Below are 23,431 nucleotides of genomic sequence, written 5' to 3' on the forward strand. Positions count from 1 at the left end.
TTATCTCTCACTTCAAGTTCTTCCTGCCAGTTCCTTCTGGCTTCCAGTTTTGGTTTCTGGTTTACTGTTTTTGGTTGAGTTCTTTGTTCTTCTCTGAAATTCCTCTCCCTCCGCTTCGCTTTCCTCTCCGCTTCCTCCCCAGGACTTCCCGGGTTGGTTCCGCTTTGATTCCCGCTCTGCTTTGGTCGCTTCAGGCTGAGTCTCCTCTGCCTTTTTCGTGGAATTTTCAGGGTCGCATTACTGTTTATTTGTCAAGGTTCGCCTCTGACATTCAGGAGCTTTCCTCCTTCCTGTCTCACCGTTGTCGTCATCGGCAACTTTGATAGGATATCATATGTTTTCCGACTTGTCAACAACTTTTTTAACTTTTTTTATTTTTATCTGTTTCAGATCTTTTTTGTCACCAGGTTGTCCCTGACAACGAATCACAGTATACCATCCCATAATACTCTTGTCAACACTAAATTTTATTTTTTTACATTTTTTTCAAGCAATTTTTTTAATACAGAAAAAAAAGAAAAACGCCCCCCAATCAGAGCGTTTTTCATGACCTTCTTCAGGCTGTAATCACAGAGAATGCCGTCATTTTCACGGCAAAAGCTGAATTGTAGCTATTTTATCTCCATTTTTCACTTTAAGGCTGACAGAAGTAATATTCTCTGCCATCTGTTCTTCTATTTCAATTACCAGTACCACAGACGAACTGCCTCCCTCAGACAAATTCTCTCTGTAAGTCCCCATGTCATCAGGCAGCAATGTAGTAAGCGCTCTTCTGGTATAGCTCTCGTTTACCGTGATACTGTATATGGTATCAGATGAAAACAAGTCTATCTCCTGCTCCTGTTCTGTGGTATTCGTCAGGGAAAAATGCAATACCAGAAGCTTTCTGCCTTCAGACGCATCCAGCGAAAATCCCATAGACATGCTGTCACTTTCATTCGGATAGCTGTCACAGACCGTATGTTCCAGAAATGCGGCTGTCACACCATCCGGAAGCCCTGTTACTTCCTCCATGGAAAAGGAGGTGTCACCGGATACGCCGGCCCCGGAAGAATCCACCACGGGAGTATCGTCTACCGGCCCCATACCTGAAGGCTCTTCTTCCTGTCCCTGGACAGGAACTTCCGGAATTACCTCCGGAGCCGTCAGCTCCATCAGTCTGCTTTGATGATTGATGTCATATTTCATCAGTGTAATCGCAACATATTCTCCAACTGCCTGTATTTCCTCATCCGTCAGATCCGGAATCTGATTCTCTCCGCATCCTGTCAGTCCCAGCGACAGCATGGCCGCAGTCAATAATACAGTCAGTCCTCTTCCATGTCTCATGAATAATCATACCTCTCTCTAATCAAATGTATTCTTCTTTTTATCATACAACACATTTATCCTACAGACAAGCACAATATTCACAATATTTGTCCGCGTCATTTTTGTGGCAGCTCACTCTGAGCCGCACACCTTCCTCTCTGTACTCCTGTTCCAGTATAGTGGCATTATCCATAAAATAAGAGACAACATTTCCCTTATCATAGGGAAGAAGCATCTCTGTCTCTACTCTGTCGGCATAAACGCACTCTCCGATCAGCCCCACAAGTTCCTCTGTTCCGCATCCCAGAGAAGCCGCCATGTATAGCTCTCTGTCTCTCCTTCTGGGAATTCCTTCCAGATCACTTTTATCCGCCTTATTATACACTGTGATACGCGGGATCCCACCTGCCCCAAGTTCTTTCAGCGTCTCGTCCGTGACTTTCATCTGCTGCCTGTAATGTTCATCGGAAAAATCCACTACATGAATCAGTAAATCCGCATATTTGATTTCTTCCAGAGTAGAACGGAAAGCTTTCACCAGATCGTGGGGCAGATTATTGATAAATCCAACTGTATCTGCCAGAAAAAACGGCTTGTTTTCTCCCTGCTTTCCCTCACCGTCCGCACGAATGCATCTCACATTTGTGTCCAGGGTGGCGAAGAGCATATCCTTCTCCAGTACAGTTTTGTCCCGGCTCTCACCATATCTGTTCACCAGCTGGTTCATAATGGTTGATTTCCCCGCGTTTGTATATCCCACCAGCGCAACTTTGGGGATTCGCGACCGGCTGCGTTTCTTACGCATAGTCTCCCGGGTCCTTGAAATCTCCTCCAGCTCTTTTTTCAATTCACTGATACGGTGCTCTATTTTTCGTCTGTCCAGCTCCAGCTTCGTCTCTCCGGCTCCCTTATTGCTCAGGCTGCCGCCGGTGCCGCCCTGCCGACTCAGATTCTCACGCATTCCCACAAGCCGGGGTAATATATACTGCAGCCTGGCCGTCTCCACCTGCAGCCTGGCTTCTCTGGTTCTGGCCCGAAGTGCGAATATGTCCAGAATCAGATTGGTTCTGTCCAGTATGGGCAGCTTCAGTGCCCGCCCCAGATTTTTCACCTGGCCGGGAGAAAGCGCATTGTCGAAGATAATCTCTTCTGCCTCGCACTGTGATGCATATTCCCGCACCTCCTCCACCTTTCCGGAACCGATATAAAAGGCCTGATTCACTTTTCCCATGTGCTGGACAATGATTCCCGTCACTTTTTTGTCGGCTGCTTCCGCCAGACTTTTCAGCTCCTCCATGGAATGTTCGAATTCCGAATCCTCCCCTGTGTCAAGTCCCACCAGCAGCACTTTTGTATCGTTGATTTCCTCCGCCCCAATTGAGTACAGTGTCTTTTGCATTCTTTCTACCTGTCCTTCCCGATGCGCAGACAGGCTTCCCCAGTTCTTCGGTCAGCCTTTTGCGCATTCCCGCTACACCTTTTCCAGTTCAAACCAGAACAACACGCCGTTATTATAATTTTCAACCCCATATTGTCGGTTCATGGAATCCATAATCGCCTTTACTATGGACAATCCCACGCCGCTTCCCCCATATTCCCGCGTGCGGGCTTTATCCACTTTATAGAACTTCTCCCACAGGCGCGGCAATGCTTCCTGCGGAATTGTCTCTCCTGTATTGAACACACCTATGCGTACCTGTGCCTCCTTCTGCTCCAGTGTAATTACAATGATTTTCTTCCCGCTGCAGTGATTCACCGCATTGGAGAAATAATTTGTAAAAACCTCCTGAACCTTATCCGGATCCCCCCATACAAAAACAGGCGGATACTCTTCCATATATACTTCTATAGCATTCTGCTTCGTCAGTATGGCTGCAGACTGAACATAATTCCTCACCAGTTCGGTAATGTCGAAGCGCTCCATGGCCACCACATCATTGCCGAATTCCAGCTGATTCAGCGTCAGCAGCTTCTGCACCATGTTATTCATTTTCCCGGCTTCGTCCATAATGACTTCACAGTAAAAATTCCTGCTCTCAGGATCATCATTAATCCCTTCCGAAAGTCCTTCCGCATACCCCTGAATCAGTGCGATGGGCGTCTTCAGCTCATGGGACACATTGGCGAGAAACTCCTTGCGCATCTCGTCAATCTGCTCCTTCTTTTTGATGTCGGTCTGCAGTTCGTTATTTGCTGTCTTCAGTTCGGATATGGACTTTTCCAGGGACAGAGAAAGCTTATTGATATTTTCCCCCAGCAAATCTATCTCATTGTGGGCGGCACCTTTGTACTTCGCCTCAAAGTCGAGATGTACCATCTTCTCCGAGATATAATTCAGCTCCAGAATGGGTTTCGTAATCTTTCTGGACACAAGCCATATGATAATGCCGCCTGTCAGCGTGGCCGCCACACCGATATAGGCCAGAAAGTGATTTGCCACCTTCACGCTCTCCCGGATACTCTCTACAGGTGTCCGCATGATAAAGGAAATCCCGGAGCTGAGCCTGCCGAACATCTCCAGATATTCATTGTCTCCTGTCAGGACTTTCTGTATCTGATAGCCTTCTCCCTCTCTGATGACTTTTATCACATCAGGGAAAAAGCCGAAAAGATATGACATCAGCTTTCGTTCCAACTCCGATCCTCCGTTTGCGGAAGCATATTTTACATTGGAATAGACATCCATCACATAGATGGTAATATTGTACACACCGCAGACTTCATTCAGTTCCTGTCGAAATTCCTCCGTACTGTAAGTGTCACTGTTGGCAGCCTGGCGGATGGACTGATAAGCCTCGAAGATGATTTCTGTCTTGCTGCGGATATAGAATTGCTCCAGAAACATAATATTCATAAACCAGCACAGAAAAATAGTACCTGCCATCAAACCGATAAAAATCAGAGCGAATTGTCTTCTGATGGAATGCCTCATTCTTATGCCTCCAATTTGTAGCCCATGCCCCATATAGTCCTGATCAGTTCGCCTTTTTTGCCCATCTTGCTGCGCAGCTTCTTCACATGTGTATCTATTGTACGGGCATCTCCAAAATAGTCATAATTCCAGACATTATTGAGGATTTTCTCCCTTGACAATGCAATCCCTTTATTCTCCATAAAATAGGCCAGCAGCTCGAATTCCTTGTAGCTCAGTTCCACCGGTTCGCCGTCAATCATCACCTGATGCGCCGCCTTATCCAGCTGGATGCCGCCGCAGTCCAGCACTTCCCCTCCGGATACACCCTTTTGTCCGGAGCGGCGGAGTATGGCTTCTATCCTGGCCACGAGAATTTTGGGGCTGAAAGGTTTCGTGATATACTCGTCCACACCGAGCCGAAAGCCCTGGAGTTCATCCTTCTCATCCCCTCTCGCTGTCAGCATGATAATCGGTACCTGGGAATAGGCACGTATCTCTCTGCACACCTGCCAGCCGTCCATTTTAGGCATCATCACATCCAGGGCAACCAGAGCAATATCCTTATGTGCGAAAAAAACATCCAGCGCTTCTTCCCCATCCCCGGCCTCCAATACTTCATAATCGCTTTTCACCAGGAAGTCCCGCACCAGCTTACGCATTCTGCTCTCGTCGTCCACAACCAGTATCTTCAGTCTGTCCATTACTTCATGCCCTTTCCTTTCCCGCACCATATCCCGGTCCTTATGTCAGCTCAACCCGCTGTTCAGCAAAAGCATATCATCTCATTTCGGCTGTACAATTTCGGCCGGATTCAGTAGAGATTTCACAGCAGCGATGATTTGTTCACAGATGAAGTATACTGAAAAAATATGTCATTTTTGTGAAAAATACTCCTGATTTTCAGTTTATTTTAAGTTCCAGTTCCTTTTCCCTGATAATCTGCTCCCTCTCGGTAAGTTCCTGTTCCCAGGCGGCATATTTCCCGGCAATCGCTCTCTCATAATTGATAATATTGGGATTCTCGCTGACAAAAGAAATCACAAACATACAGACAATGGCTGCCGCCAGCAGTACATTCAAAACAACGGAGAGAAGAAAGCGCTCCTTTTCTTTATCTCTGTCCCTTTTTTTGGACGGGACAACTCTTTCCCTCGCAGGGTTCACCTGTTCCCGCACTTCTCCGTCAAACGTAAGATACAGCGGAATATCAATGACACTCTCCGGAGCAATATCCGGTTGCGACAGCAGAAAATCGTGCAGTCGCTCCAGATATTTCCAGCCCACCGGTGTCCTGAAAAGGCGCTCCCTGATAGTCTGATCATAAATATAATGTATACTTTCCGGCGCAGAATAATCAATTCGCGCTTCCAGATATTCTATTTTCTTCAGTTCCGCTCTTGCAAGCTGGGCATCCTTTTCCGTATAGAAAAGGTATCCGCCCACAGACAGCGATGATGTGTCAGAATTCATTTGCAATCCTTTCTGCTAAAAAGAAAAGAATGCTAAAATACCGCATTCTCAAAAGTTTGTTACGAAAGCATAAAACAAAGTGGAGTAGAGGGGAGTCTGAACCCAAGGGGTTCGACTCTTCCCATTACCTTTCAAGTGGAGTAGAGGGGAGTCGAACCCCTGTCCAAAAGCCCATTCCCTGTCCTTCTACTATCATAGTCCGTTATTCCGGCAGGACTTTCTCCCGCCTGTTCCCTCCCGGGACAGACAACGAACAATCTGTCCCGGGAGGTAGCTTCATCATACGCCCGCGCGGGCAAAGCTTAGCGCGCGTCGTTTCTCACATAGTCGATGCCCGGATTCCGGCGTGTGAGTGCCCCGGAGCGGACAAGCCGCCTGTGGCGGCGTCACCTGCAGCAATTAAGCCGCAAGTGCGTACTGATAATTATCTTCAGCGTTTATTTTTAATTTTGCGTTTAACGTGTCGCAACGGATAGCTTCTCCAGCTGCAAGACCCCTGTCGAAACCTTTACTACCCCTGATATTTTATTTTTCAAAGTGCGGCAGTCGGTATAACAAATTTCCCGCCTGTGTATTCAGTATATTCGCTTTTGCTCCTGCTGTCAACAAATCCTACAGATTTTTCACTTTAAATTCTCTCTCTGTCTCTCTTCTCTGGTCCTTCCTGGCAATGTCCTGACGCTTGTCATACAGCTTTTTGCCCCTGGCAAGTCCGATTTCCGTCTTCACCCTGCCGTTTTTCAAGTAAACCTGCAGCGGAACAAGCGTATAGCCTTTTTCCGCCACTTTGCCTGCCAGCTTGTTGATTTCATATTTGTGCAGCAGCAGTTTTTTCACACGCAGGGGATCCTTATTGAAAATGTTTCCTTTCTCGTAAGGACTGACATGCATGCCATAGACATAGACCTCCCCGTTTTCTATCCGGATAAAGGATTCCTTAATACTGCATTTTCCCATGCGCATGGATTTCACTTCCGTGCCGTGCAGCGCTATTCCGGCTTCATAGGTCTCGTCTATAAAATAATCATGATATGCCTTTTTATTGTTGGCAATTAACTTCTGCGCTTCTTTTGATTTTGTCTGTGCCATCTCTCACCTCTTATTTTAGTTCCGCATCTGCGGACACACTGTCCCTCTGATTCTGTTTCCAGTTCCGCATCTGCCTCCCGGTGCCGCATCCCCCGGAAAAATTCCCGGTTACTCAGCCACATCAAAGTCCACGGTGCGGCTGAAGCGGTCCGCGGCCCTCACGGATACCTTTACCGGCATTCCCAGTCTGTAGCTTCTGCCCGTGGCCTCTCCGATCATCTCACACTTGCTCTCATTATAATAAAAGTAGTCTCCGGGAAGTCTGGAAACGTGGACCAGTCCCTCCACGGTATTGGGCAGTTCCACATAAATTCCCCAGGCCGTAATACCAGACACAACGCCTTCGCAAATCTCTCCCAGCCGTTCCTCCATGTATTCTGCTTTCTTGAGCTTATCTGTCTCCCGCTCGGCCTCATCGGCGCGGCGCTCCGTCTCGGAAGCATGCTTCGCCACCTCCGGCAGAAGTTCCCTGTAATGAGCGATTCTTTCCTCTCCAAGTCTGCCCCGAAGCTGTTCCTTGATAATTCTGTGAATCTGTAAATCAGGATATCGCCGAATGGGAGACGTAAAATGACAGTAGTACGGACACGCCAGTCCGAAATGTCCTGTGCATTCCACACTGTACTTTGCCTGCCGCATGCTGCGCAGAGCCAGTCTGCTGATCATGGGTTCCTCGGGAGTCCCCGCGATTTTGGCCAGGAGCTTTTGTATCTCCTTGGGGTGGACCTCCTCATTGGAAGTCTTCTGTCCTGTACGGCCCACCGCCTTCATATAATAGCCGAAATTATTGATAAAGGCTGCCAGCTTCCGGATGCGCTCTCCGTCCGGCACATCATGAATACGATACACGAAAGGAAGCTCCATCCAGTAAAAATGCTGTGCAACGGTTTCATTGGCCGCCAGCATGAAATCCTCAATGATGTCCGTAGCCACATTGCGCTCATAGGGCTTAATCTCCACAGGATGCCCCTCCTGGTCCAGAATGATTTTGCACTCCGGAAAATCAAAGTCAACGGACCCTCGTTTTCTCCGCTTCTCCCGCAGGATTTCCGCCAGCTTCTCCATCTGCCGAAACATGGGCAGCAACGCCGCATACTGTCTGTATTCTTCCTCCTTCTCTGTCAGAGAATCCTCCTCCAGCAGCCTTTTCACCACGGTGTAAGACATCCTTTTATTCACCCGGATCACAGATTCACAGATTTCATAGTCCAGAATTTCTCCGGTGGGCTCCACCGTCATCAGACAGCTTAACGCGAGTCTGTCCACACCTGCATTCAGGGAACAGATTCCGTTGGAAAGGGCATGAGGCAGCATGGGAATCACTCTGTCTACCAGATAGACGCTGGTCCCCCGGTTCAACGCCTCCCTGTCCAGAGCAGAATTCTCCTGGACATAGTTGGTCACATCCGCAATATGGACTCCCAGATGATACCTTTCTCCGTCAAAGCTGACACTCACCGCATCGTCCAGATCCCTGGCATCCTCGCCGTCAATGGTGACCATATCCAGCTCCCGCAGATCTCTGCGACCGGCTCTGTCCGCCGCGGATACTTCCTGAGGCACCCTCTCCACCTGATTCATAATCTTCACAGAAAATTCCATTGGCAGCTCATAATTCCTCACAATGGACATGATGTCTACCCCCGGATCACCCACATGCCCCAGAATCTCCACCACTTTTCCTTCCGGGCTCTTTCTGTCCGTGCCGTAATCCGTGATTTCCACCACCACTTTATGCCCGCTCACGGCCCCTTTGGAGCGCTCCTTCGGAACAAAAATGTCCTGAGGCAGCCTGGCATTGTCAGGAACCACAAAACCATAATGATCTCCGGCCCTGTCATAGGTTCCCACCACCTGCGTCATCCCTCTGGCAATAATCCGAACTACCTTCGCCTCCTGACGCTTTCCCTCGTTCTCAGGCAAAAGCGCCACCTCCACCGTATCCTTATGAAATGCTCCTCCCGTATGCTCCTCCGGGATATACAGATCTTCTTCCCTGCCCTCTATCTCCACAAATCCAAAGCCCTTGGCATTGCTGACAAAAGTTCCCGTCAGAAGCCGACCGTTTGACTTCACATATTTTCCGCCCCCGGTCAGCATCAGCTTTCCCTCTGCCAGAAGCTCCCGCAGAACGGCCCGAAGTTCTTCCCTGTCCTCCTTTGCCACCTGAAGGAACATTGCCAGCTCCTTCTCCTTCATAGGAACATAAATGGGATCATGCACCAGGTCACAGATTACCTTTTTTCTCGCTTCCTGCGATTTACCGCTTTCTCTCTTCTCCATATCTCTCCTGTCTGACTACAGACATTTGCCAGCCTATTCCGATTTCTTGTGATGCCGTTCTCCTCCACGCTCATCGGTTCACAGGTCATCAACAAATTACCTGATAAGAAAAAAGACACCTCCTGTCTGATACACAAGGGTGCCTTCTTACGTACAAATCTGCAACTCACATTGCCGTTTATTTGTAAATATTCAAGTTCAGTATCACTGCCAGCAGCATGAACAAAAATGCCAGTCCCTTGGTCAGCTTCACCAGCAGACCTTCCATGGAACGTCCCTTATTCTTGCCCCAGTAAGTCTCCGCCGCTCCGCTGATCGCTCCCAGCCCCGCAGACTTGCCTTCCTGCATCAATACCAGCACCACAAGCGCTATACATATTATAATAAACAGTACTGTCAAAACAACCTTCAAAACACCCATCTATCTCACACCTCCTACGGTCTTCCCAGCCCCTCACCACAGACTCTTCTCCTCTTGGAAAACCAGTTCTTACATCCAAACTTTATTTATCTTAACACAGCCACAGTAAAAAAGCAACTACTTTTTTGCTGCAAATCAGCCAATGCAAATCATTTTGACTGCGCGGTTTCCGCAAGGCAGGTTACAGTACTTTTAAAGTAATCCCATTATCCACAGCATAAACGCGCTCAGGCCAATCAGGAGCAGCAGGCAGGGCAGCACAAGCACCACATAGGCCGTCAGTGTCATCACCAGCTTTTCCCGGAAGGAAACCCCTGCTTCCCTCAGCTCTTTCTGAAACTTCTCCTCTTCTTCCTGAGAAGATTTTCTGATTCTTTTCCAGATCATGGCATAATGCCGCGGTTTAATCCGCGGCATCCTCCTTTCGAGCGAAGCGGTTGGACTTACGCTCCATTTTGGGCAGTTCAAACATATAATTGCCTTCCCTGTCTATCTTGCGTTCCGGGAAGTGGCAGGCCAGGAAATGTCCGGGTTCAACTTCCTTAAGTTCGGGCGGTACCCGCTTGCACTTGTCGCAGGCCATATAGCAGCGCGTGTGGAACTTACACCCTGTAGGCGGCTTGATCGGACTGGGAATATTGCCTTCCAGCAGGATTCTCTCTTTACTCAAAGCCTCCGGGTCGGTGGTGGGAATAGAAGACATCAGCGCCACTGTGTAAGGATGACGGGGATCTTCAAACACAGTCTTCGCATCTCCCAATTCTACAATATTACCCAGATACATCACACAGATTCTGTCCGAAATATAGCGGACCACGGACAAATCATGGGAAATGAACATATAGGTCAGATTTTCCTTCTCCTTCAGCTCCTGCAGCAGATTGATAATCTGGGACTGAATGGAAACGTCCAGTGCGGAGACACACTCGTCGCACACAATGAACTTGGGGCCCACCGCCAGCGCACGGGCAATGGCCACACGCTGCCTCTGTCCGCCGGAAAACTGATGTGGGTAACGATGCAGCATATATTCCTGCAGACCGCACTTCTTCATGGTCTCCACGATATGTTCCCGCATTTTCGGAGAACCATGTTTATAAAATTTATGGGTTACCAGTCCCTCCTCAATAATCTGGCCAATGGTCAGACGGGGATTCAGACTGGAATACGGATCCTGGAAAATAATCTGCAGGTCTTTGCGCAGCAGACGCATTTCGGAGTATTTCAGTCTGGCCAGGTCGATGCCGCTGTCCCGCATGGCTTCATACCTGACGAATTCCGCATCACCGTCATTGGCCACGCGCAGCGCATCCAGCTCCTGCTGGCAGGCAGCAACACTTCTGTCACAGGCCTCCATTTTCTCCCTGAGTTCCTCCAGCGTTTTCTTCAGCCCCCCCACTTTGGCTTTGCTCTCATCCATCCCCTGCTGAATGCAATAATCATATTTTCCCCTGCTGTCCTGATATCTGGTTTTCAGCTTATTGCGCTTCACATTCTCGTCAAATACCTTCTGCAGCAGCTCTCTTCCCTTGCCGCCCTCGTCCTTCGCATAAAAACCGCCCAGAATCTTCACAATGGCGTTCAGACAGGTCTGCTCCTCACAGCGGGCCAGATTACGTTCCTGGAGCAGATAGAAATCTGCCTTATCCTCTCCAACGGCAGATACCTGTCTGTCCAGTTCCGCCGCTTTTTCACCGGCTTTGGTCAGCCTGGCGCGGTATTTATCCAGATGTTGCAATGTATCCGCCACATACCGGGGCGTGATCTCATCCAGCGTGGCGCCGTAATACATGGTATTGCCCGCCGTCTGCGCATACAGCTGCAGCAGCACACGTCCCAGTGTGGATTTTCCACAGCCGCTCTCTCCCACTACACCGATGGTCTCCCCCTCGTAAATGTCCAGAGAAATGTCTTCATTGGCACGGACATAAAGCTGCTCTTTCTGGAAAAAAGAAGATTTCGCCACAGGAAAATATTTTTTCAGATTACTGATTGACAGTAATTTTTTTGTGTTCTGCACTGCGTCTCACCTCCTTCTCGGGATAAAAACAACGAATCAGCTGACCATTGCCGGCATCTGTCAGAGCCGGCTCTTCTTCCATACATTTCCGGGTACAGTATTTACATCTGGGCGCAAATTTGCAGCCCTTCGGCAATGCCAGCGGATGGGGCACCACCCCGGGAATGGGCTCTATCTTCTCATGGACGGAGTCGATCCGGGGAATGGAGAACATCAACCCTTCCGTATAAGGATGGCTCATCCTGCAGTCGTCGAAAATGATTCTGGCGCCTGCCTTCTCCACTACCTGACCGCAGTACATCACCGCCACATCGTCCGCCATCTCATTGATGACACCCAGGTCGTGGGTAATGAAAATGATGGAAGTCCCTTTTTCCTCCTGCAGCTCGTTCATCAGACGCAATATCTGGGCCTGTATGGTCACATCCAAAGCCGTGGTGGGTTCGTCGGCAATCAAAATCTTCGGCCGGCAGGCCAGGGCCATGGCGATCATCACCCTCTGCCTCATCCCCCCGCTCAGCTGGTGAGGATATTGCCGGATGACAGCCTCCGGATTGGGAATCTGTACATCATACAACATCTTCAGAGCATTTTCACGGGCCTGCTTTTTATTCATGCCCTGGTGGATGATAAAAGGCTCGCTCAACTGTCTCTCCACCGTGAAAACCGGATTCAGGCTGGTCATGGGCTCCTGGAAGATAACGGATATGGCATTTCCGCGGATATGATACAATTCATCCATGGAAAGCTTCGTCAGCTCCCTGTCCTCAAAATGAATCTCTCCGGATTCAATATATCCGTTCTCATCCAGAAGCCGGAGAATGCTCATGGCGGAAACCGATTTGCCGGACCCGGATTCCCCTACAATGCCCAGGGTCTTCCCCGGCTCCAGCGAATAGGAGACATCGTTGACTGCCTTGACAATGCCCCTTTTGGTCCTGAAAAAGGTCCGCAGATTTTTTATCTCTAATAATGGCATACGATTTCCTCCTTACTTTTCCACACTGGATTTGGGATCCATCACATCCCGCAGCGCATCACCCACTATATTGATGCAGATAGTCGTCACTGCAAGGAAGATAGCGGTAAACACCCACTGCCACCAGTAGGCGTTGATAATAGTGGCGTTATTGGCGCCGTTCAGCATATTCCCCCAGGTGGGGCGGGGATATGTCACACCAAATCCCAGATAACTCAGAGAGGACTCTGTCAGCATGCAGGTGCCGAAATCCAGCATCAGGGATACCAGAATCACCGACATGACATTGGGCAGAATGTGTTTAAACGCAATCCGCCTCTCCTTCACCCCCATGGCCTTTGCCGCCATCACATACTCACTCTCTCTGGCCACAAGCACCTGTCCGCGCACCAGTCTCGCCAGCCCCGGCCAGGTCAGAACCCCCAGAATGCACATGATGATGAAAATGCGGGTATCCTCACTCAATGTCATACGTCCCATAATAGCCGACAGGATCATGGCGAAAGGCAGAAAAGGAATCGCGGTGAATATCTCTGCCACACGCATCAGCAGAATATCTGCCTTACCGCCGAAATATCCCGAGATACAGCCGATAATGACACCGATAACAGCCGAGATGATAACCGCCACAGCACCGATAGTCATAGTCATTTTGCCGCCGTTGATAATCCGCTGGAAAATGTCCGCGCCATGGGTCTCCGTACCGAATACATAGCCTTTCAATCCCCATTTGGCTGTCAATGCATCATTTTCATCCACCGAATAGGTCTGGAATGCACCGGCATAGAGCTTTGCGGAATTGGCAGCTTTGGCTGATACTTTGGTCTGGTCCAGCACATTGCTGCCCCAGGAATAGACATTTCCTTTGTCTGTGAGGCCGGAATAATGATAACTGCCGCCCACCACCTGTACATACCTTTCTCCCTCCGAAAGTGTGGGAGCCGGCGTGAGGCCGGAGGCAAAGTCTCCTACAAATCCAATGGTACCGTCATCCAGAAGCAGGCAGACACTGGAGCTGGTGGCTGTCAGAGAACTGATGGTACGGCCGTTCAAAAATTCCTTCATTTTGACAGCAGGTCCGGACACATTGGCGCGGACCACATCATAGAGTCCACGGGTTCCCGTGTAGACACTGTCTCTCTTCATGGCCAGTCCCACCACATAATTCAAGGTAAAATCAATATCCTTCAGTCCTGTCATATTCAGGAAAATGTCCATGTTGGCATAGGTCATTTTATTGCCCCACAGATACAGAGTGCCGTCATTCATCAAAATGGCGGTACACTGATACCCGCAGGTCAGCTTTTTCACATTTTCAACATCCACGCCTTCTGTGACCAGTTCCTCCGGCATATAGGCGATATTGGGATTCAGCTGGCCGTCCGCCTCCATGGCCTCCGCCTCGGTGCCGTACTGACCGAGACGTTTGTTCCCCCAGCAGTATACTTTACCGTCCTCACCGATGGCCACAATATGGTCAATGCCTGCGGCAACCATTGCGATTTTCGCATTCTGTACTTCCTCGGGAATCTCCGCCACATCCACCCCTGTGGTACCGATTTTGGCAGCCCCCCATACATACACTTTTCCGGCATTGGAAAGTCCCACGGTAAAGGAACCATACCCGTCAATCATCTTAATGTCGTTTTTCATCTCTTTGGGCACGGCCATCATGGACATGGTTGGCGGAATACTCTGCTGGGTAACCTCTGTGTAAGCATCGCTGTAATTCGGCATCATCAAAGGTCCCACAAACATCACAATAAACATGGTGATCAGCAGACACAGTGCTCCAACTGCCAGCTTCCGCTCCAGAAAATTGCGCAGAATCTGCTTCCCGGGACTGATAAGCTCTTCCACTTCTCCGGATTCCGCGGCACCTTTTTCCTGCTTCGCTGCTTCCAACTCCTCTGCCAGCTGTCTGCTGCCTCCATGAAACCACCGGGCGAACCAACGTCCAAGAGTGGTCCCGCTTTTTTTCGAAGAACCGTTCGTTCTCTTTTTGCTCATTTCTTCGCCCCCCTTATTTACTCACCCGGACTCTGGGATCTACCAGGCCATAGATGATATCGATAATCAGATTTCCCAGAAGAGAGATTCCCACATAGAACATCTGCATTAACAAAACCACATCATAATCCGCAGTGCGCAGAGACCCGATCATCAGGCTGCCCATGCCATTGATGGCAAACATCTGTTCAATTACCAGGGATCCTGAGAAAATTCCCAGAAACCACCCTACCACCAGGGTTACAATGGGAATCAGGGCGTTGCGCCAGGCATGAGAATAGATGACAATCTGCTCCCGCAGGCCTTTTGCCCGGGCTGTCTTAATGCAGTCCATGGAAAGGGCCTCAATCATGGAAGCTCTCACATAACGGGTCATGCCGCCCAGACTGCAGAATGTCATCACAAGCAAAGGCAGCGCCATATAATACAGAGAATCCATCCAGTACTTTATCCCTGTATAATTTGTGCCCGCTGTCTTCATGCCGCTGGGCGGAAAAATCCCCAGCTTCGCGGCAAATATCCAGATAAACAGGATGGAAATCAGGAAGGTCGGCAGACTGTAACCGATAATCGTACACACCTGCACAATCTGGTCCATTCGGCTGCCTCTCTTAACCGCACATCGAATTCCCAGAGGAATCGTAATTCCCAATGCCAGAATTGTGGCAAAGATATTGATGCGGATTGTCACCTTCATAGGGGCGGCTATCACATCCAGCACAGGCTTTTTCTGTTCATAAGAATATCCCAGATTCCCCTGCAGCAGGCCGTTGAAGCTGCCGTCATACAGCGGATACAGTCCCACCCAGCGCAGATAACGGATACCCTTGTTCTCCACATCTGTACCATACCTGCGCTGATACTGCAGATACAGCTCCTCAAAGCGGGCCTGGTGTTCCTCGGCCGTCATGGTATTACTCTTGATGGACTTAATATCATTGCTGGCATCCGTATAGGCTCGATTGCTGGGCACCAGGTTATAGATCATAAACATGATAAAAGACAGCATCACCAGTACCACCAGCATGTAGGCTGTTCTTTTGACAATATATTTTCCCATATGTGATCCCTCTTTTTTTAGTTTTGAATACGCTCGGAAGCTCTCTGTAATTTTGATTTCCGATTTGCAGACAGACAATAAAAGTGATAATTGCAAGAGAGTTTCCGAGAGTACTCATGAATTACAGCACAGGCTGCCGTCAAAAGCTGACAGCAGCCTGCACCCTTGCTCTACTCTCCCGCAGTGTCTCATGTCAGTGTATCACCGACGCCACTGCCTTCAGCAGCTTTCGTTAATTCAGCCAATAAGCATCGGCTTCATCCTTGACATAGTACTGGCTATAGTCGTCATACATGGCAGGATCAATGGTCAGATTATATGCAAACTCATATGCGGCACTTGTGAACCCGGTAGCAAAGTTAAAGCAGGTATACAGAGGCGTTCCGCTATAGTAACCATAGATGGCAGCCTGATACAGCTCATCCAGCATGGGATTAAACTCACCTACAGTATATTGTACTTCAAAACCTGCAGCCTTGATATTCTCATTGGAGGCAAATCCGGTCATCAGCTGATCCGTGAACGGATTGTCGGTAGTGCCATACCAGTTCAGCACCAGAGGCATATAATAGTAATCACCCACCTGAGTGGTCTTATAAGCACCGTCCTTGGACTGGAAGGTCTTATCATTCTCGCTCATCTCCGCTGCCGGAATCTGCTTGTAACGCACACCTTCGGTATAGGCATTTCCTTCCGCATCATATACCCAGCCGCCTTCTTCCAGAACTGCAATCGCACTGTCTACGGAAGTAGAATAAGCGTCCAGCATCATCCCCTGTCCGACCGCCGCCTGATACATCCAGCTTCCGGTATAGTAAGGGCCGTCAACCACACCGCCGTAGCCGCCGGTAAATTCCTTTGCAAATCCCGCACGGTCCATGCAGTATGCGATGGCCTGACGAACTTCCGTAAACTGTACGGAACCGAAATCAGCACGGAAGCCAAGCTTGCCATAGCCCGCACGGCTGTAATGAGTATAAACATACTTATCAGGTGCGCCGTCCGCAAGGGCCACAGCCTCGTTGGTCTCATTGCCGCCGGTAATGCCGGACAACACATCCACACCGCCGGACTGCAGGTCTACCAGCTGGGTAGCGCTGACTACCAGTTTATAAACAACTGTTTCAATACTGGGTTTCACACCTTCGTAATTACCGGGGAATTCAGGGTTCAGCTTCAGCACTGCGGAGGAATCCGCCACATCATAGCTCTCTACCACGTAAGGTCCGGAGTAAGGATAGGTGGTATCGGTATTGCGGGAAATCTCCTCAATATGTGCGGCCATGTCGTACTTCTCTCCGTCAGACATGGTATAGAACTCATCGGAGAAGTATACGCCTTCGCCGTCATCCTTAATCTCCACATCTTTTATCCACATAGGGGTATAATATGCGGAGAAGCCTGCATAGGTAATGTCATAGAAATAAGGCAGCTCTGCGGCATCAATGGTTACAGAGAAAGTATAGTCGTCAATCATACGCAGTCCGGCAAATGTCTTCTTTCCTTCTGCGGAATCAGGGCCGGTGTAGGTATTGAAATCTTTAAAGCCTACAATAGTTCTGCCGGACTGATGATCCTTACCTGCTGCCTGAACGGCTACCGGACTGGAGAATACCATGGTAAATACCAGATAATCTTTTGCGGTAACAGGACTGCCGTCGGAGAACTTCAGGTTATCCTTGATTTTAATGGTATAGGTTTTGCTTCCATCTGCATTCTCCACTGCTTCGGGCTCGGAAGCCAGAACGGTAGTATTCCACTCAAAACCGCCTTCCTTGTTGGTCGCCACTGTCTGCATACCTACCGTCATATTCTGAATCGCCAGATCCGTGGCATTAGGATTGGTGCCGCCAAATGCAGCATAGCGGAACTTACCGGACATCTCGGTTACATTTCCGATGATAATGCTGTTATCCGCCTTCTCGCTGGTCCAGTCAATCAGAGCCATCTCCGGTCCCCAGTAGGGATTGGTGGGATGTTCAGCCACACCCTTGATTTGTGCATTATACATATCATAATACTCATTGGAGTACAGGGGAACCTCCGGCATCATATAGTTCCAGCGCTGCATATAAAGCTTCCACCAGTTGGCATAAACATCGTCTTCTGTCTCCCATATCCCACCTTCAGGAACTGCAGTATTGTACACCATAGCCATGGAAAGGAAATCCAGACCAAGCTGATAACGCACACCGTCCCGCTCTATGTAGGCGAAACCGGTCTCCTCATCCTCGATTACATCGGCAATGCTGGTCTCCTTTCCGAACTGGGAATACAGAGACACATAATCGGTGCCGTACTCTTTGTTGGCAAGAGGCTTCAGCTCTGCCACAACAGCTTCCTGCTCCGGCTCCCCGGCAGGGGTCTCGCTGCTGACTTCTTCACTGGCCGCACTGGACTCAGTGCTTTCCGTGGCTGATGATTCGCCAAGCGGCGTACTGTCCGCGGAATCATTCCCGCAGGCGGCCATACTCACGGTCATAGCTGAAGCCAGCAAAACGGCAAGCAATTTCTTTCTTTTCATAATGCTTTTCTCCTCCTTCTTAAATATGGAACTGTATACTTCATGTCTGCATTGAATACTTGTATACAATGCAAGGGTGTATACAATTGTTTAACGTAGTTTAGTATAAATTACACACAGATAACCTCAACGATGGTTTTTTCTGCTTTTCTTTGTCATATATAAGGCGGCAGCATACTTTTTTCATACTGAAAGAGGCCGGATTCCATGTTCTTCTGGGCGGCTGGACTTTTCAAAATCTGCCTGTTATAATCCAGTTGCAAACAGATGTTTGTCATACTAAACTCCCACGAAATCGTTCCATCATGCATGAAAGTCCGGGGAGTTGGTAAATGCTGGAGAGGCAAATCGGAAGACTTTCAAACAAAAGAAGAAAGAAGGGTTGTAAAATGGCATCATTGAAAAGAGTTACACACAAAAACGGCCGGGTGGTATATCGTATCGTCATCTGTATGGGGTATGATAAACAGGGGAATAAAATGGTCAGAAATTTTACCTGTCCCGTCAGCCAGTCTGCTACTTTCAGACAGCAGGAAAAAGAAGCTCTGAAATATGCCCTGGAGTTGGAAGACAGACTGAAATCTGGCAATGAACACTGCGACAATAGACTGTTGTTTGAAGATTTTTCCCGCAAATGGCTTGAAAACGTGAAAGATACGCTTGCTTACGGAACTTATGTGGGATATGAACAATTATTGCGGAGCAAAATTCTTCCTTATTTTAATGGTTATAAAATAGCCCATATCAGAACGTCGGATATCGAGGCTTTTTACAGGACGCTGACAGACATTTATTCCCCGGCACAATCAGACGTTATGCCAATGTACTGAATTGCATCTTCGGAACGGCAAAAAGGTGGAATATCATTGCGGATAATCCATGTCAGAATGCGCTGAAGCCAAAACAAAAGCAGGAAACAGCAGCATTGCGGTATTTTACACCCGAGCAATCTCTGATTTTCCTGAAATCTCTGGACATGGTATATGAGACAAAATATGGGAAAAAGGAGCATGTGGTACCTTTGCAATACAGAGTTTTCTTTACACTTTCCATTTTCTGCGGCTTCAGAAAAGGGGAAATTCTTGCTCTGCACTGGGAGGACATCTTTTTTGATACCCTGGAGATTTCGATTTCCAAATCTATTGGAAAAACGGAAAGAGGATTTGGCTATAAGAAGCCAAAGACGCCGGCAGCGGTACGAAAAGTTCCTTTTCCGGATCGCTTATTTTCCCTGCTGGAAGAGTATAGAAAAGAATATGAGCTGCTGCGTCTGCAGCTTGGCACAGAATGGCAGGGCAAAGACAATCTCTTTATCCGCTCTGACGGCAGGCTGATGGGCCACTCCACTGCCTATCAGTATTTTGTGAAGCATCTGAAATATCATAATCAATGGGTTCGGAAATACCCTGTGCAGGCTAAGGCCGCCGGAATAGAAGAACTGCCGCTCATTCCGCTTCACGGCCTCAGACATTCCTGCGCCACACTGCTGAATTATCTTAATGTTAATATTGTGGATATTTCAAAATATCTGGGACATACTAACTGTTCCACAACAATGAATATTTACGCTCATAGTTTTGAAGCGCAGAAAAGAGTGGTGAGCAGCAAGCTGAATGAATTCATCAGAGCCAATTGTTAACCGGCCAAAATTCGGGCTGTATGTTTTGTCTATATTTTGGTCTGTCTAATCTGTGCTTTGAGTAATTTTAAACCTGGAAAAGCATAAAAACCCTGCTATTTGTTTGATTTTGTCATCTAAAATGCCATATCACGGAAGAATATGACCATTTTCCACAATATGCGACTTGTGCGGTTAACTGCCTTCCGTAAAAAAGGATACAAAAAAATCTTGACACATTCTTAAGTTTAATTTATACTAAACTACGTTAGCTGCATAGACCGCTACATTGTATACAAGTATTCAGCAAAGGAGCGAATAAATATTATTCAATCCTTTTTTGTTAAGCCTGTTGATTTAAAGCAATACAGCGTAAAAGTATGCAGAACAATATCATAATAGGAGGAAAAGCATTATGAAAAGAAAAAAGTTACTTGCAGTTCTGCTGGCTTCCGCAATGGCCTTAAGCATGGCCGCCTGCGGTAATGATGCGCCCGCAGACAGCAGCACACTGTCGGATCAGTCTTCCGGAGAATCCACTCCGGCTGAGAGCAGTTCCGACGAGACTCCCGCCGAGTCCTCTTCGGAGACCACCGGCGATGTAACGTATGAGAACAAGGTAATCATGGGTAATACCACTGACCTGACAGGAGATTTCCGTTATCCCGGCTGGGGTACCAGCTCCGTGGGCGCATCCGATCAGGATGTCGGACGTCTGACCATAGGTTATAGTACACAGGAAGTGGCAGAGGATGGAAACATGGTGTGGAATGACACCGCCGTAAAGAGCCACACAGAGACAGAAAATGAAGATGGAACCGCTACTTTTACAGTAGAGCTCAACGAAGGTCTGACCTTCAGTGACGGTTCTCCTCTCACGGCTAAGAATTATCTGGCAAGAATTCTGGCATTTTCCACTCCTGTTGCCATGGAAGCCGGCCATCCCGCTATGGTAGGCAACGCTTTTGTAGGATTTGAGGAATTCAAAGCTTACACAGGCGAGGAAGCGGAAGGAGCTTCCAAAGAGTTCAAGGGAGTTCGCCTCCTGAGCGATTACAGCTTTTCCGTTACCGTATCTTCCGATTATTATCCGTACTATTTCGCCTATACTTATGCTGGTATAAGTCCGGCTCCCATGGGCCTGTTCCTGGGCGAAGGCGTGGACATCATGGATGATGGCAACGGCGCGTACTTAACTGAGAACTTCTATGAGAAGAACGGAGACAGCTATGTGAAGGCAGCCGAGATCGAGGCAAATCGCTACGATCTGACCAAGTACCCTTATTCCGGTGCCTATGTGGTTTCCGACTGGGATGCTTCCACCAAGCAGGCTACCATGACCATCAATCCTGAATTCAAAGGAAACTATGAAGGTCAGACCCCTTCTATCGAAACCATCGTTTATGTAAAGCTGATTCAGGAGACACAGCTGGAAGAACTTACCACCGGCGGCACGGATATCCTGGGCGGTGTGACCGGAGGTAAGGATACCACGGCAGCGCTGGCAGTGGTAGACGGCGAGAACTTCTCCGAGACACATTATCAGAGAGCCGGTTACGGTAAGATTCAGTTTGACTGTGACTTTGGTCCCACCATGTTCCAGGAAGTTCGTCAGGCAATTGCCTATCTGCTGAACCGTACCGAGTTCTGCCAGACCTTTACCGGCGGTTACGGTGTGGTGGTAGACGGTCCTTACAGCCCTGACCTTGCTCCCTGGAAGGCAATACAGGATGAAGTCGAACTGATTGACTATTCCTTCTCTCCCGAATCTGCCAAGAAGGTTCTGGAAGACGGCGGATGGATTTACAACTCCAAGGGTGAGCCGTTCGTGGAAGGTGCCGAAGGCGTTGATGCGGTACGCTATAAGAAGCTGACAGCTGACGAAGCAAATGCTCTGGACGGCGCTAACAAGACCTATGCTTCCGTTTCCAATACGGATGGTGTGACTTATGCAACTGTTGAAGTCAACGGCGAATACTACATGCCTCTGGCAATCAACTGGTTCGGTTCTACTCCCAACGATGTGACCGACCTGATTTCCACCACACTGGCCAACAGTTCTGATCTGGCTGCAACAGGTATGGTAATTCGTTCTACTACAGGTGATTTCAACAAGCTTCTGGGTGAGATTTACCGTGAGCCCAGCTATGGTTACAACGGTGTTCCTACTTATGGCATGTACAACCTGGCTACCGGTTTTTCAACTTTGATAAACCTTGATACTTCCTACCAGTGGTCTCATGACCCTGCATGGTTTACCAACTCTTCCAACAAGCTGTATGACTCCTATGATATCGACTTCCCTTATGATATCAAGGCTGATAAGCTGAGCTATGAGGAAGCGGTGGAAGCATCCGGCGACAAACTGGGTATGGATTATCTGTCTATGGGTATGGTATACACTGCCACAACCGAAGAGGAGTTTAACCAGTGGTATATGGGTTATGTGGAGAGATGGAACGAGCTGATGCCCGACATCCCGCTGTACTCCAACTACTACTATGATGTTTACAATTCCAAGATTGAGAATTTCCACACCAGTCCGTTCCGCGGTCCGGCAGCTGCTCTTCTCTATGCAAATGTGAAAGGCTTCTAAGCTGCAGGTTTGGTTTCAATCGATGCGAAAGTAAAAAAGATGGGGCGGCCGTCAAAACGACTGCTCCATTTTAACATCAATATCAGAAATGGGGTATGATATGGGCAAATATATACTGAAAAGATTTGGCTATATGGTTGTGGTTCTCATGATCCTCTCCTTTCTCATGTTCTTCGTGTACTCTCTCATTCCCTTTGACCGGGCGGTAGCCGAGGCGGAGCCCTTCAGAAAAGGACTTAAGACTACGGAAAATGCCACCGAACTTTACCTGGCAAAGATTGAAGAACTCAGAAAAGAGCTGGGAACAGATCAGAATGTGGTGGTGCGTTATCTGGGCTGGATCGGCCTGGCGCCCATCAATGGAAAATACAACGGAATCCTTCAGGGGAATCTGGGTTACAGCTATGAATATGACAGATCTGCAAAAGAAGTACTGGCAGATCCTCTGAAAAATACAGTTTTTATCAACATTTTTGCAACGATTCTCGGCCTGGGTATTACAATCCCTCTGGGTATTTTCTGTGCTGTCCACAGAGGCAGTAAAAGGGATACCGCCGTCCAGGTGGGAACCATCGTGGGCTACAGTATTCCGGGTTTTATTATTGCAATTGTCTTTATCTGGCTTTTCGCCATTGTATTGGGATGGTTCCCCGTTTCCGGTATGAAGACGCCGGGTTCCAATTACACCGGCTTTGCCGAGCTGAAAGACAGACTTTATTATATGGCTCTGCCGCTGATTGTTATGACGTTCTCATCCCTGGGCGGCATGACCCGCTATGTGAGGGCATCCATGTCAGAGGCACTTTCTCTTGACTGTATCCGTACTGCCAGAGCCAAGGGACTGGTGGAGAAGACAGTCATATATTCTCATGCATTCCGCAATGCGCTGATTCCCATCATCACGCTGGTAATCGGATGGTTTATCGGTATCTTTTCAGGATCTATTGTTATTGAAAATATTTTCGGTCTCAACGGTGTAGGCCGCATTTATATACTCAGCCTGAACAGCAAGGACTTTGAAGTGGTATTATTGCTTCAGATGTTCTATGTTATTCTGGGGCTTCTTGGTAACCTGATCGTCGACATCGCTTACGGCCTGGCTGATCCCAGAGTCCGGGTAAATAAGTAAGGAGGAA

At 48.5% G+C, this 23,431-nt stretch carries 18 protein-coding genes and 1 other RNA gene; 4 read left to right on the top strand and 15 right to left on the bottom strand.

Annotated elements, in window-relative coordinates; all coding sequences use genetic code 11:
- Positions 1–588 precede the first annotated feature (588 nt).
- From NSB25_RS23115 to NSB25_RS23185, 15 genes are all read right to left on the bottom strand, one after another.
- Entirely contained in the window at positions 589–1,329 is a 741-nt protein-coding gene (locus NSB25_RS23115; protein WP_103241783.1) for a hypothetical protein, read from the bottom strand.
- A 61-nt stretch (positions 1,330–1,390) separates the two neighbouring features.
- Complete coding sequence (hflX, locus tag NSB25_RS23120; protein ID WP_103241784.1) at positions 1,391–2,710, bottom strand: GTPase HflX; 1,320 nt, start codon at positions 2,708–2,710, stop codon at positions 1,391–1,393.
- A gap of 72 nt (positions 2,711–2,782) precedes the next feature.
- Positions 2,783–4,243 (bottom strand): sensor histidine kinase, encoded by a 1,461-nt coding sequence (locus NSB25_RS23125; RefSeq protein WP_103241785.1) that lies wholly within the window; start codon positions 4,241–4,243, stop codon positions 2,783–2,785.
- A 2-nt stretch (positions 4,244–4,245) separates the two neighbouring features.
- Positions 4,246–4,926 (bottom strand): response regulator transcription factor, encoded by a 681-nt coding sequence (locus NSB25_RS23130; protein ID WP_103241815.1) that lies wholly within the window; start codon positions 4,924–4,926, stop codon positions 4,246–4,248.
- Between the two features lie 199 nt (positions 4,927–5,125).
- Positions 5,126–5,695: a hypothetical protein gene (locus NSB25_RS23135; RefSeq protein WP_103241786.1), complete on the bottom strand. Its 570-nt coding sequence runs from the start codon at positions 5,693–5,695 to the stop codon at positions 5,126–5,128.
- Between the two features lie 133 nt (positions 5,696–5,828).
- Positions 5,829–6,213, bottom strand: a transfer-messenger RNA (tmRNA) gene (gene ssrA / locus NSB25_RS23140).
- Between the two features lie 94 nt (positions 6,214–6,307).
- On the bottom strand, positions 6,308–6,784 hold the full coding sequence (gene smpB / locus NSB25_RS23145; RefSeq protein WP_103241787.1) for an SsrA-binding protein SmpB: 477 nt from the start codon (positions 6,782–6,784) through the stop codon (positions 6,308–6,310).
- 108 nt (positions 6,785–6,892) lie between these two features.
- Positions 6,893–9,067, bottom strand: a complete 2,175-nt coding sequence (gene rnr, locus NSB25_RS23150) for a ribonuclease R (protein WP_103241788.1) — start codon at positions 9,065–9,067, stop codon at positions 6,893–6,895.
- Positions 9,068–9,245: 178 nt separating this feature from the next.
- Positions 9,246–9,488 (bottom strand): preprotein translocase subunit SecG, encoded by a 243-nt coding sequence (gene secG, locus NSB25_RS23155; protein ID WP_103241789.1) that lies wholly within the window; start codon positions 9,486–9,488, stop codon positions 9,246–9,248.
- Positions 9,489–9,680: 192 nt separating this feature from the next.
- Positions 9,681–9,905 (bottom strand): hypothetical protein, encoded by a 225-nt coding sequence (locus NSB25_RS23160; RefSeq protein WP_103241790.1) that lies wholly within the window; start codon positions 9,903–9,905, stop codon positions 9,681–9,683.
- On the bottom strand, positions 9,892–11,508 hold the full coding sequence (locus NSB25_RS23165) for an ABC transporter ATP-binding protein (protein WP_103241791.1): 1,617 nt from the start codon (positions 11,506–11,508) through the stop codon (positions 9,892–9,894). The genes NSB25_RS23160 and NSB25_RS23165 overlap by 14 nt, the downstream gene beginning before the upstream one ends.
- Positions 11,474–12,487 (bottom strand): ABC transporter ATP-binding protein, encoded by a 1,014-nt coding sequence (locus NSB25_RS23170; RefSeq protein WP_103241792.1) that lies wholly within the window; start codon positions 12,485–12,487, stop codon positions 11,474–11,476. The genes NSB25_RS23165 and NSB25_RS23170 overlap by 35 nt, the downstream gene beginning before the upstream one ends.
- Before the next feature lie 12 nt (positions 12,488–12,499).
- Entirely contained in the window at positions 12,500–14,497 is a 1,998-nt protein-coding gene (locus NSB25_RS23175; protein ID WP_103241793.1) for an ABC transporter permease subunit, read from the bottom strand.
- A 13-nt stretch (positions 14,498–14,510) separates the two neighbouring features.
- Positions 14,511–15,557, bottom strand: a complete 1,047-nt coding sequence (locus NSB25_RS23180; protein WP_103241794.1) for an ABC transporter permease — start codon at positions 15,555–15,557, stop codon at positions 14,511–14,513.
- Positions 15,558–15,789: 232 nt separating this feature from the next.
- The gene (locus tag NSB25_RS23185; protein ID WP_103241795.1) at positions 15,790–18,081 is read right to left on the bottom strand and encodes an ABC transporter substrate-binding protein; all 2,292 of its coding nucleotides are present in this window, start codon (positions 18,079–18,081) and stop codon (positions 15,790–15,792) included.
- Positions 18,082–18,470: 389 nt separating this feature from the next.
- Here NSB25_RS23185 and NSB25_RS23190 point away from each other — a divergent pair, with 389 nt between their 5' ends.
- From NSB25_RS23190 to NSB25_RS23205, 4 genes are all read left to right on the top strand, one after another.
- Positions 18,471–18,911 (top strand): N-terminal phage integrase SAM-like domain-containing protein, encoded by a 441-nt coding sequence (locus tag NSB25_RS23190; RefSeq protein WP_172455251.1) that lies wholly within the window; start codon positions 18,471–18,473, stop codon positions 18,909–18,911.
- Between the two features lie 95 nt (positions 18,912–19,006).
- The gene (locus NSB25_RS23195; RefSeq protein ID WP_103241797.1) at positions 19,007–19,720 is read left to right on the top strand and encodes a site-specific integrase; all 714 of its coding nucleotides are present in this window, start codon (positions 19,007–19,009) and stop codon (positions 19,718–19,720) included.
- 394 nt (positions 19,721–20,114) lie between these two features.
- Entirely contained in the window at positions 20,115–22,295 is a 2,181-nt protein-coding gene (locus NSB25_RS23200) for an ABC transporter substrate-binding protein (RefSeq protein ID WP_103241798.1), read from the top strand.
- Positions 22,296–22,395: 100 nt separating this feature from the next.
- Entirely contained in the window at positions 22,396–23,424 is a 1,029-nt protein-coding gene (locus NSB25_RS23205) for an ABC transporter permease (RefSeq protein ID WP_103241816.1), read from the top strand.
- Positions 23,425–23,431 lie beyond the last annotated feature (7 nt).

This window comes from Acetatifactor muris (assembly GCF_024623325.1).
GTDB lineage: Bacteria > Bacillota > Clostridia > Lachnospirales > Lachnospiraceae > Acetatifactor > Acetatifactor muris.

Bases quoted from the DNA above. Each gene is read 5' to 3' on its own strand.
- hflX (WP_103241784.1), bottom strand. From the start codon at position 2,710: ATGCAAAAGACACTGTACTCAATTGGGGCGGAGGAAATCAACGATACA.
- smpB (WP_103241787.1), bottom strand. From the start codon at position 6,784: ATGGCACAGACAAAATCAAAAGAAGCGCAGAAGTTAATTGCCAACAAT.
- NSB25_RS23160 (WP_103241790.1), bottom strand. From the start codon at position 9,905: ATGCCGCGGATTAAACCGCGGCATTATGCCATGATCTGGAAAAGAATC.
- NSB25_RS23205 (WP_103241816.1), top strand. From the start codon at position 22,396: ATGGGCAAATATATACTGAAAAGATTTGGCTATATGGTTGTGGTTCTC.
- NSB25_RS23170 (WP_103241792.1), bottom strand. From the start codon at position 12,487: ATGCCATTATTAGAGATAAAAAATCTGCGGACCTTTTTCAGGACCAAA.
- NSB25_RS23180 (WP_103241794.1), bottom strand. From the start codon at position 15,557: ATGGGAAAATATATTGTCAAAAGAACAGCCTACATGCTGGTGGTACTG.
- secG (WP_103241789.1), bottom strand. From the start codon at position 9,488: ATGGGTGTTTTGAAGGTTGTTTTGACAGTACTGTTTATTATAATATGT.
- NSB25_RS23175 (WP_103241793.1), bottom strand. From the start codon at position 14,497: ATGAGCAAAAAGAGAACGAACGGTTCTTCGAAAAAAAGCGGGACCACT.
- NSB25_RS23200 (WP_103241798.1), top strand. From the start codon at position 20,115: ATGAAAAGAAAAAAGTTACTTGCAGTTCTGCTGGCTTCCGCAATGGCC.
- NSB25_RS23190 (WP_172455251.1), top strand. From the start codon at position 18,471: ATGGCATCATTGAAAAGAGTTACACACAAAAACGGCCGGGTGGTATAT.
- NSB25_RS23115 (WP_103241783.1), bottom strand. From the start codon at position 1,329: ATGAGACATGGAAGAGGACTGACTGTATTATTGACTGCGGCCATGCTG.
- NSB25_RS23185 (WP_103241795.1), bottom strand. From the start codon at position 18,081: ATGAAAAGAAAGAAATTGCTTGCCGTTTTGCTGGCTTCAGCTATGACC.
- NSB25_RS23125 (WP_103241785.1), bottom strand. From the start codon at position 4,243: ATGAGGCATTCCATCAGAAGACAATTCGCTCTGATTTTTATCGGTTTG.
- NSB25_RS23135 (WP_103241786.1), bottom strand. From the start codon at position 5,695: ATGAATTCTGACACATCATCGCTGTCTGTGGGCGGATACCTTTTCTAT.
- rnr (WP_103241788.1), bottom strand. From the start codon at position 9,067: ATGGAGAAGAGAGAAAGCGGTAAATCGCAGGAAGCGAGAAAAAAGGTA.
- NSB25_RS23130 (WP_103241815.1), bottom strand. From the start codon at position 4,926: ATGGACAGACTGAAGATACTGGTTGTGGACGACGAGAGCAGAATGCGT.